Genomic DNA, 1229 nt, shown 5'->3' on the forward strand with positions numbered 1-1229 from the left:
CAATGAAGCATTATAAGTGTAGTTAACGTAAGCCCACTGGGGTCCCAGTGTTAACCAGTACTTACTGGTATTAATAAGCCATTGCTCATAATACGCTGGATATAAGCCTACTTGAGGTGTTGGTGATGGTAATATCAATGGCCCGTATGCTGCTTGGGCTAACTCAGTCCAATTAACAGCATAATAAATAGCCTGCCTAACCTGAGGCATAGCCAACCACGGATTAAGGAAATTAAAGTAAAGCGCATCACCACCGAAGGCTGGATATATGTACATTTTAACGTTCGGGTTGCTTAATATTTGGCTTAATAATGTTGGCGATACCGATGTACCTCCAGTCTGCCAATAACTAATCTTACCTGATGCTAATGCGGCGTAAACTTGAGCCATGGATGAATACTGCCACATAACAATATACTGTACAGGTATCTTATCGGCTGCGTAGAAGTATGGATTCTTACATAGTAGGAAGTATTCAGGCGTAATATCGCATAGGTAGAAGGGCCCATCACCTGCAGCTGATGATGGCTTATAGGTGAATAATTCGGAAATTAGTGATGAAATATTATGCTCAGCCGATGATGCTACTGATGGTGGCCCAAAGTTGTAGAGGTAAATGTATGAGTAGTTGGCTGTAGCAGCATCGACAAGCGGTTTCCAAATATGGTAAGCCCAAACCACGGCAACCCCACCCCAGTCCAATGTCCCAAATAAGTCATCAATGATATTACCTGGTGATGTTAAAGGCAGGTAAAATCCCTGCGGCACTAGGAAGGCGCATGTGGTGCTGTTTATTATTGTAACATTACCAGCCATATCATCAACCAACCCTAGGAATAGGTTTGTTGCATAAACGTCCTGACAAGTAACCGGGGTCCCATCACTCCAGCCTGTATGCCTAATGTGAAGCAGAACCTCAAGAGTTCCATTGGGTAAAACAGTTATGTTCCACCAGTCCGCTAAGTCAGGGACCATAGTGTTTGAAGTTATGTTTAATGATGCAAGGAAGTCGTAATACAGGCCATATGTTGCTATACCACCGTGAAATATATTGGGATTATAAGCTGAGAAGCTTGTTACTGGTGGGCTCTCAATAATATACATGTATATAGTATTGTAGGGCGTAATATTATACTGCTGAGCATTCAAAATCCCATGACTTATTGATTTCGGGGTAAGGAGGAGTATTAATGCGGCCGTTAGTGCCAGTATTATTACATACCTTATGA

General features: G+C 42.2%; 1 protein-coding gene. It reads right to left on the reverse strand.

Annotation, left to right across the window (positions count from 1 at the left end; genetic code table 11):
• Positions 1-1229 (reverse strand): ABC transporter substrate-binding protein (locus BP896_RS03220; protein ID WP_349681924.1); only part of this gene is annotated, 1229 nt, incomplete at both ends.

This window comes from Caldivirga sp. UBA161, from assembly GCF_002506515.1.
Lineage (GTDB): Archaea > Thermoproteota > Thermoprotei > Thermoproteales > Thermocladiaceae > Caldivirga.